This is a genomic window from Reyranella sp., from assembly GCF_050185545.1.
GTDB lineage: Bacteria > Pseudomonadota > Alphaproteobacteria > Reyranellales > Reyranellaceae > Reyranella.
This window is the reverse complement of sequence record NZ_JBFWZI010000214.1, coordinates 1-7,899: the sequence shown is the minus strand read 5'-3', so window position 1 is coordinate 7,899 and position 7,899 is coordinate 1. Positions and strand designations below refer to the sequence as shown.

General features: G+C 68.5%; 7 protein-coding genes. 4 read left to right on the top strand and 3 right to left on the bottom strand.

Features of this window, described 5'->3' with window-relative positions; all coding sequences use genetic code 11:
* The 3 genes from AB7O82_RS33115 to AB7O82_RS33105 all read right to left on the bottom strand — a co-directional run.
* Positions 1–281 (bottom strand): hypothetical protein (locus tag AB7O82_RS33115; RefSeq protein ID WP_428549864.1); only part of this gene is annotated, 281 nt, incomplete at its 3' end.
* An 87-nt stretch (positions 282–368) separates the two neighbouring features.
* The gene (locus AB7O82_RS33110) at positions 369–2,558 is read right to left on the bottom strand and encodes a VIT domain-containing protein (RefSeq protein WP_428621287.1); all 2,190 of its coding nucleotides are present in this window, start codon (positions 2,556–2,558) and stop codon (positions 369–371) included.
* On the bottom strand, positions 2,497–2,901 hold the full coding sequence (locus AB7O82_RS33105) for a helix-turn-helix domain-containing protein (protein WP_428621286.1): 405 nt from the start codon (positions 2,899–2,901) through the stop codon (positions 2,497–2,499). The genes AB7O82_RS33110 and AB7O82_RS33105 overlap by 62 nt, the downstream gene beginning before the upstream one ends.
* A 338-nt stretch (positions 2,902–3,239) precedes the next feature.
* On the opposite strand from AB7O82_RS33105, the gene AB7O82_RS33100 reads away from it, so the two are divergent.
* The 4 genes from AB7O82_RS33100 to AB7O82_RS33085 form a co-directional block, all read left to right on the top strand.
* Entirely contained in the window at positions 3,240–3,755 is a 516-nt protein-coding gene (locus AB7O82_RS33100) for a c-type cytochrome (protein ID WP_428549871.1), read from the top strand.
* 115 nt (positions 3,756–3,870) lie between these two features.
* Positions 3,871–4,317: a cupin domain-containing protein gene (locus AB7O82_RS33095; protein WP_428549874.1), complete on the top strand. Its 447-nt coding sequence runs from the start codon at positions 3,871–3,873 to the stop codon at positions 4,315–4,317.
* Between the two features lie 29 nt (positions 4,318–4,346).
* The gene (locus tag AB7O82_RS33090; RefSeq protein WP_428621285.1) at positions 4,347–7,274 is read left to right on the top strand and encodes a hypothetical protein; all 2,928 of its coding nucleotides are present in this window, start codon (positions 4,347–4,349) and stop codon (positions 7,272–7,274) included.
* Between the two features lie 99 nt (positions 7,275–7,373).
* Positions 7,374–7,899, top strand: a 526-nt coding sequence (locus AB7O82_RS33085; RefSeq protein WP_428621283.1) for a CNNM domain-containing protein, incomplete at its 3' end; no start/stop codon positions are given.

The following is a 7,899-nucleotide window of genomic DNA, read 5'->3' as shown; positions in this document are numbered from 1 at the left end:
CCGCCGCCCGCCGTATCCTCGGCCAGCAGGATGTCGCCAGGCCGCAACGTGAAGTGCTGGCCGCCGCGCGTCTGGAAGTCGAGCGTGCCGCTCAGGGTGATGACGAGCTGGCGGACCGGCGCGGTGTGCCAGGCCAGCGTGCCGCCCGACGCAGTCTCCTGGAACGAGGCGTGCGCCGTCGCCAGCTGACCGGTCAGCAGGTCACCGTGTGCGCCGCGCTCGAGCCTGATCCAGCCTTCCTCGAAGTGCGAATTCTGGTCGATACCCGTCCAAATCCGCACACACCGGATCATCGTCCGCCCCGTCGCCCGCCATCAACACGTGGCGGCGACCGTAGTATGGGCTCGTTTCACTGGCAAGAAATCGCCTCACGCGCCGGCGAGACCGAGCCGGCGCGCGAGGTCGGACAGCGCTGTGTCCGGCGCGCCGCCGAGCAGGGCGCGCGCCAGGCGGGCGGCGGTTCGGCTGCGCGAGGCGGCCGCCCGTGCCAGCAGTCCGACGATCAGGTGCACCGGCTGGAAGCCGATCTTCTTCGCGAGCGCACTTACCTCAGGCAGCGTCGATGCCCGGCGGATCGCCTTCCTGGTCTCGCGATCGAGGCCCGACAGGTCGCCGGCCTGCAGCTTGCCCGGATCGGCATCCCAATCGATGTCTGCCCCGAGCCGCGCCAGCTCGGCCAGCGCGCGATCGCCGTCGCGGCTGGGCAGGAAGCGCTCGAGCAGCTCGGCAGGGCCCGGAAAGGACGGTCCGCGGCGCAAGGGCGACGGCGCCATCGGAGCGCCGGGCGCTGCCGGGCGCGCCGAGCCGACGCGCGGCGCGCGGTCCGGTGGCTCGCTCCGCGGGCTCGGCATCGGCATGCTGGCCATTGCTTCGTGGCGATGTCTCGCTGCCGCCATCGCGGCCGCGCGCGGCCCGTTATCGTACGCTGCCGCCACGACCGCCGTAGCCGGCGTGGGCAGCGGGATCTTGCGCATGGCGGGCACGGTCTCCTGAACGGCGCCGGCCTCGTCGACCAGCACCAGGCTGGTCAGGTGCGTGACCAGTCCCTCGCGCTCGGCAAGCTCTGCCGCCGCCGCTTCGTCGAGCGCCGGCAGGGCGAGGCTTGCCGCCAGTGCGGCGACGGCGCGCGACAGGATTGGATCGAGCGCGATTTCCGTGGCGGCCGTCCATTCGACCTCCAGCTCGGCCCCGCCACGCACCGCCTTGATGCGGTCGAGCGTCCCTTCGATCTTCGGCACCGGCGCGGACGGCGTGCGCAGCGATTCCAGTGCCGCAACCAGGATGTCGGCGAGATCGCCGTCCTGGGCGACGAAGATGTCGCCGCCGGTCAGGCTCGCGAGGTAGCCGACATTGGCCTCGAGGCTGTCCTCGCCGACCAGCACGACGGCGATGCGCCGGCCCGCTCGGGCGAGGTGCTGCACGTCCAGCGCATGGCTCTTGCCGTCGGTCACCAGCAGAAGGTCGCGGCTCTGCGACCTGGCGATCGCCTGGGTGAGCGCGTTGCCGATCTCGGTGCCGCCTTCCGGCGGTGCCAGCATGTCGACCAGGGACGGCAGGCCGCGACCGTTCTGGGCGCGCCCAGTCTCCTCGTTCAATCGGCCGACCTGATTGACGCGATCGTTGAACTGCCAGAGTTCGATCGCATCCGACCTGCCGAGACGCTCCGCCATGGCGCGCAGGCCGTTGGTCACGGCGCGATGCTTGGTGAGGCCGGGCTCGCGGGCCGAGCATGGACCATCCATCGAGCCCGACCGGTCGACCAGCACGCAGGCGTCCAGCGCGCGACCTGGCTGGTCGGGCCGGCGAATGGCGAGCACGACGTCGCGGCCGTCGGCGGCCCGGCCGCGCAGTGCGTGGTTGGTCTCCTGCATGACCAGGAGATCGATCGGCCGGTCAGTGGGAACGCTCGCGCGTCCCTCCTGCAGGCTGCCGCCGGCGAGGCCCACCACGCCATCGCGGCAGCGTACGACGAGCTCGGCTTGCGCGGCCGGCGCGCCGCAGGTCAGCTCGTCCGAGTCGGGCAGTCCCGAGTGGCCGTAGATGTCGCCAACGGTCAGCGGAATGCGCAGCTGCCCGCGTGACTGCACGACGGCGAGCGTCGCGGCCCAGCGCGTCACCACCTCGATCGTGGCGCCCGGCGCGATCTGGCCGATCGACAGCATGTGCACACCGCGCAGCACCTCCTCGTGCAGGATCGCGGCCTTGCCGCGTTCCAGCGCGTCCTCGTAGGCGAGCCGCGCCTGCTTGCGCCGCTCGGCCCGCGCCGTCAGCACCCGCCCGTCGAGGCGAGCCTCGAGGGCGAACAGCGTGGCGTGGACGGGCAGGGGAAAGGTGATCGTGGCCTCGATGCTGGCGGCCTCGTCGTTGCGAAAGACACGCCTGGTGTCGACCACGGCGAGGCCGGAGTCGATGGTGACGTCGAAGGCGGTAGCGATCAGCGGGAGGGCATGGCCGCGCGTCCTTCCCAGCACGCCGACCATCAGGGCAGCCAAAGGATCAATCGTGACGCTCGACGGGACGGCTGGCGAGGGGGCGGCTGGCGGCTGGGCGGTCGGCATGGTCGCGCTCCTTGAGCAGGTCGGTGAGAAGGATCTTCAGTCGTTCCATGAGGGGGCCGACAGGCTCGCCGCTTCCCAGCTTGTCGGGAGCGACGACGAGCGTGACGCCCGGGGCGACCTGGAAGGGCACGCCCTCCGTGGATTGCAGCAGCAGCTTGATGGCCGCCGGCGGAAAGCCGAGGTCGTGCAGCCGCCGATAGCGCTCGATCGCCGTGAGGTGGTCGTCGCCGTATTCGGCATTGGCCCGACCGCCGCGCGGCGCCGGCATGAAGCCCTCGGCGATCAGGTAGCGAACCTGGCGCTCGGGGAGCCCGGTGCGAGAGATGAGGTCTCGTATGTTCATGACAATGTCTTTCGACAAGATATTTGGCGAAAGGCGTGCCGATAGGCAAGCTCTTTTTACAAGAATCTTGTCAAAAGCGTGATCGAAGGCGATGAAGCGCGTTCCCGCTCGGCTGGAAACAGCCGAGCGGAAGGTCGGACGTTTCCGAGATATTCACGTGCGATGCAACGCACGGCGCCTTCGGCCTCGATGATCCGAGTTCATGGCGCTCACGCTATCTCGCCCGCTCAAGATCAATGAGCGGGCGAGACGCCCGCGGTCCGGAAGAGCATGAGATCCGCCGGCTTGCTGACACGGTCTGCGGCCAACCCTAGGATGGACCGAAGGAGACACCGTTGATGACCTTGTCGTGGAAATTGCAGCTCTGCAGCTTGATCTCTGCCGCCGCCTTGGCTGCGCCCGTTGCCCAGGCCCAGACCCCGGTCGAGCGGGGCAAATACCTGGTGACGATCAGCGGCTGCAACGACTGCCACACGCCGGGATATTTCTTGGGCAAGCCCGACAAGACCCGCTTCCTTGGCGGCTCCGAGGTTGGATTCGAGATGCCGGGGCTCGGTACCTTCTACGGTCCCAACATCACGCCCGACAAGGAGACCGGGATCGGCAGCTGGACCAACGCCCAGGTCCTGGCCGCGCTGCAGACCGGCATCCGGCCCGACGGCCGGCTGCTCGCGCCGATCATGCCGTGGCACGCCTTCGCCTCGCTCACCCAGTCCGACGCCAGCGCCATCGTCGCCTACTTGCGCAGCCTGCCGCCGGTGAAGAACAAGGTGCCGGGTCCGTTCGGGCCGACCGACAAGCCGACCTCCTTCGTCATGAAGATCGTGCCGCCGCCAGCGCCCGGCGCGAAATGACCTGACGGTGCGCGAAACCGCCGACCGGCTGACGGCTCGGGGATGCGTACGACCATTGGCGCAGCACCAAACCCCGCCTAGCATCGACCGAGCCGACATGCCATCGGAGGAACACATGGCCTTGCCCCAGGACATTCGCCCGGTGAACAGCGAACTCGCCGATTCGATCACCCGCTCGTCCGAGATTCCCTGGATCGAGACCAAGCCGGGTCAGGCCTGGACGAAGGTTCTGTGGGTGGGCCCGGAATCGGGCCGCTGGGCCGTGCTGCTGAAATGGAAGAAGGGCTACGTCGCGCCGCCGCACAAGCATCTGTCGGCGGCTTTCGCCTTCGTGCTGTCAGGCCGCCTGCAGGTGCGCGACAATGAGTATGGTCCGGGCGACTTCCTGCACGAGGTGAACGGCATGGTGCACGGCGCCACCACTGCGCTCGAGGACACCGAGTACCTGTTCTTCTGCGACGGCCCGGTGCTGTTCTTCGACAAGGATGGCTTCACCGGTTACCGTGGCTGGGAGGAGGTGTTGCGCATGCAGCAATCGGCAATACCCAAGGCAGCGGAGTAGTCGAACTCGAGCATCCAGTCAGACCGAGCATGGCTACCACCTACGCCGAGCTGCGGCACTCGACCTACCTCGATTTCGACAGCTACCGCAGCGGCGCCGATCCCCTCGGCGGCGGCGCGCCGGTCTCGTCGTTCACTTTGAATGTCGCGCTGATCCTGGCGCGGGCCAACGATCCGGCCTCGCTGCTGAGCGCCGACTGGGCATCGCGCCAGCAGCAGCTCGCCCAGCTCGAGGCGAGCGGCAAGCTGTGGTCGACCTATGGCGCCGACCCGAACGCGTACAAGAATGTGCACGACGATCTGGCGGGTCTCGGCATCCAGACCGTCGACCAGGTCTCGCCCGTCAATGGCTACATCTCGTCGCCCGAATCGCGCACGATCTGGGTTCAGCTCGACCAGGGCAATTTCACCAACCTGTTCGGCCCGACGGCGAGCCTGCTGGAGGGCACGGATCCGTCGGGCGGTTCGATCCGCTATTGGGAGGGCAGCCTGTCACTGCCGGCGGACTGGCTCACCAGCCAGGGCGTCGTCGGCCTGTGGTTCGACACCAATGCTTTCCGCAGCGTGCTGCTCGACCCTGGAAACGGCGTGGTGGCGCCGATGGTCCAGCAATGGCAGAGCCCGGGAAATGCCGCTGAAAAGGGCCAAAGCGATCTCTATCCGCAGGTGATCGCCGATACCTACTACGACTTTCCCGTTGCCGGGCCGTTGCGCGATCCGTCGACCGGCCTTGCGGTGCCGACTGCGGCCATCGGCTTCGTCGAACCCGGAGTCGGAACGTCGTTGCCCGGCGACGACAAGGGCACCGGCTTCCAGGCGGCAATCGACATCTATCGCCAGGGGGCCGGCATCTCGACCAGCGCCGTCGTGATCGACGTCGCACCGGGTCTCCAGTCCTATCCCACGGTCGCGCCGCCGGCGTTCAACCCGGCCGGCGAGCGCTCGCTCGATGTCGGCGTCGTCACGGCCACCAACCCTGAGAGCCCGCTGATCCTGTTCGCCGGCTCGGGCACGAAGGCGGGCGCGCAGGCCAATGCCTTCACCGCCTACCAGTCGTCGTTCTGGGACACCGTGAACGACCCCAAAGTCGTCACCTCGTCGTTCCGCTTCGCCACGCAATCGGCGCCGGAGTCCCCTTTCCTCATCGCCTCGCGCGAGCTCTTCGTCGATGCGGCGCTGCGCAACATCTCGGTGATGAACGCGAACGGCGACGGCGGGTCGGGCGACCAGTACGGCAACGGCCTGACCAACGTCGGCGTCAATCGGGCAAGCCCCTATGCCCTGATGGTGGGCGGCACATCGATCAGCACGGTCGGCGCGGCGATGACCGACCCCACCCTGGCGACCATCACCAATGCCGCGCTGGCGGGCGACCCGGCGACCTTGTGGCAACTGATTGCTGGCGGACTCACGACGCTGCCCACAACCGCCAATCTCGACACCATGCTGATCGAGACGGTGTGGAACCGGTACTACCTCGACGGCACGACGATGGGCGTCCCCGGCGCCAGGGAGCAGACCGGGTTCCTGCACAACAACACGGGCGCCGGCGGCGTCGATTCCACGCAGCCGGTGCCCGCCTATCAGGGCGCCTTCGGCCTCGTGCCGACGACCTCGGACCCGCACGCCCTGGTTGGCCGCGGAACGCCGGATGTCTCCGCCAACGCCGGCGGCAACATGCTCTACATCGTGCCCACCGCCGACATGGCCGGCACGTCGAACGATGACGGGACCAGTGCCGCCGCCCCGCTGTGGGCGTCGCTCGTGTCGCAGATCAACGCCGTGTTCCATGACCAGGAGCTGCCGCCGCTCGGTTACATGAACGACCTGCTCTATCAGGCGGCGACAATTGCGCCGGCCTCGTTCAACGACATCCAGATCGGCAGCAACACCTCGTCCTTCACACTCGGCGGGCCGATCACCAGCGACGGCACGGCGATCACGCCGACCGGATACGGCTACTCGGCCGGGCCAGGCTACGACCTCACGACCGGGCTCGGCACGCCGAACGGACTCTTTCTCGCCCGCGCCCTCACCGCCATCGCGCACGAGCAGACCTCGTACGATTCGGTTCCGGATGTGGTCGCGTCGAGCGCATCGGCCGGGCTGACGGTCGCGACCGCCGAGACCCTGCTGGTGCAAACAACGTCTGTTTCCGCCGCGACCGTGAGCCTGTTCGTCGGCGGGTCGAGCGACAGCTTCACCAGCGTCGCCGCACAACCCTATGCCTGGACCAGCCTGCTGGCGCAGCAGACGCTGCAGGACGGTTTCGATGCGGCGCTGGTGCGCCTGTTCGACGGTGCGGCGCAGGGTGCGCTGGGCCAGGCCGTCGCGGCTTCCGGCAACCAGCTGGCCGCGCTGATCGACGGTGCGGCGACGCTCACGCCTCAAGTCTCCTTCAGCAATCCGTTCGGCTTCCTCGACTTCGTCTCGACCGGCGCCGACAGCAGCGTGCGCCTCGCGCGGCCGGTGGCCGTCGCCGAGACGGTCGGCGGGCACGATGAGCAGACGGCGGTGGTGCGCATCCGGCAGAACGGGACCGACAGCCTCGCTGTCGAGCTCTATCGCGTCGACGATTTCAACGGCTCGATCGACGGCCTGCAGCCCGGCAACGCCGGCTATGCGGCGGCGGCCGAGGCGCGCGCGTACGTGACGACCACGGGCGGCACGACGATCGCCGGCCCGGGCTACGGCAACTACGCCGAGGTCATGATCGCGGGCGTCGATGCCGGCGATCTCGTCGCCATGAAGCTCACCGATCTCACGCAGGGCACTGTCCACTGGGCGTTCGCCCAGGCCAACGAGAGCGTTGGCGGACATCCCGTTGGCCACCTGTGGAACTACGGATTCAACACCTGGGGTTGGGAGGACACCAGCGGCGGCGGCGATCGCGACTACAACGATCTGGTGGTCGGCCTCGATTTCACCAGCACCTTCGGCCACGCCTGGTTGGTCTGACGCGGACGCCCGAGGCCTTTTCGGCAGGCGCAGCTTGTCGTTGTCGTCGGTGGACAAAGGCTTCGTCTATGATGCTGTGCCCGTCCCACAATGCGATCCATGATCTATATCGAGCTGCTCGTCGCCATCGTCCTGATCCTGATCAACGGCCTGCTGGCCATGTCGGAGCTTGCCGTCGTCTCGGCGCGGCGCGGCCGGCTGAAGGCCCTGGCTGACCGCGGATCGCGCGGCGCGGCGTCCGCCCTCGCGCTGGCCGAGAATCCCGGTCGCTTCCTGTCGACTGTCCAGATCGGCATCACGCTGGTCGGCATCCTGGCCGGCGCCTTCTCGGGTGCGACGCTCGGCGCGCGCCTGACGGAGGGCCTGGTCGAAGCCGGAGTGTCGCGACGATTCGCCGAGCCGGTCGCCTACGGCAGCGTCGTTGCGCTGATCACCTATCTGTCGCTGATCGTCGGTGAGCTGGTCCCCAAGCAGATCGCCTTGCGCAATGCCGAAGGCGTCGCGGCCACCGTCGCACCGGCCATGGCGCTGCTGGCGCGCGTCGCCGCGCCGCTGGTCTGGCTGCTCGACGTCTCGGGCAAGGCCGTGCTTGGCCTGCTCGGCAGAAAGGAGGAGAGCGAGACGA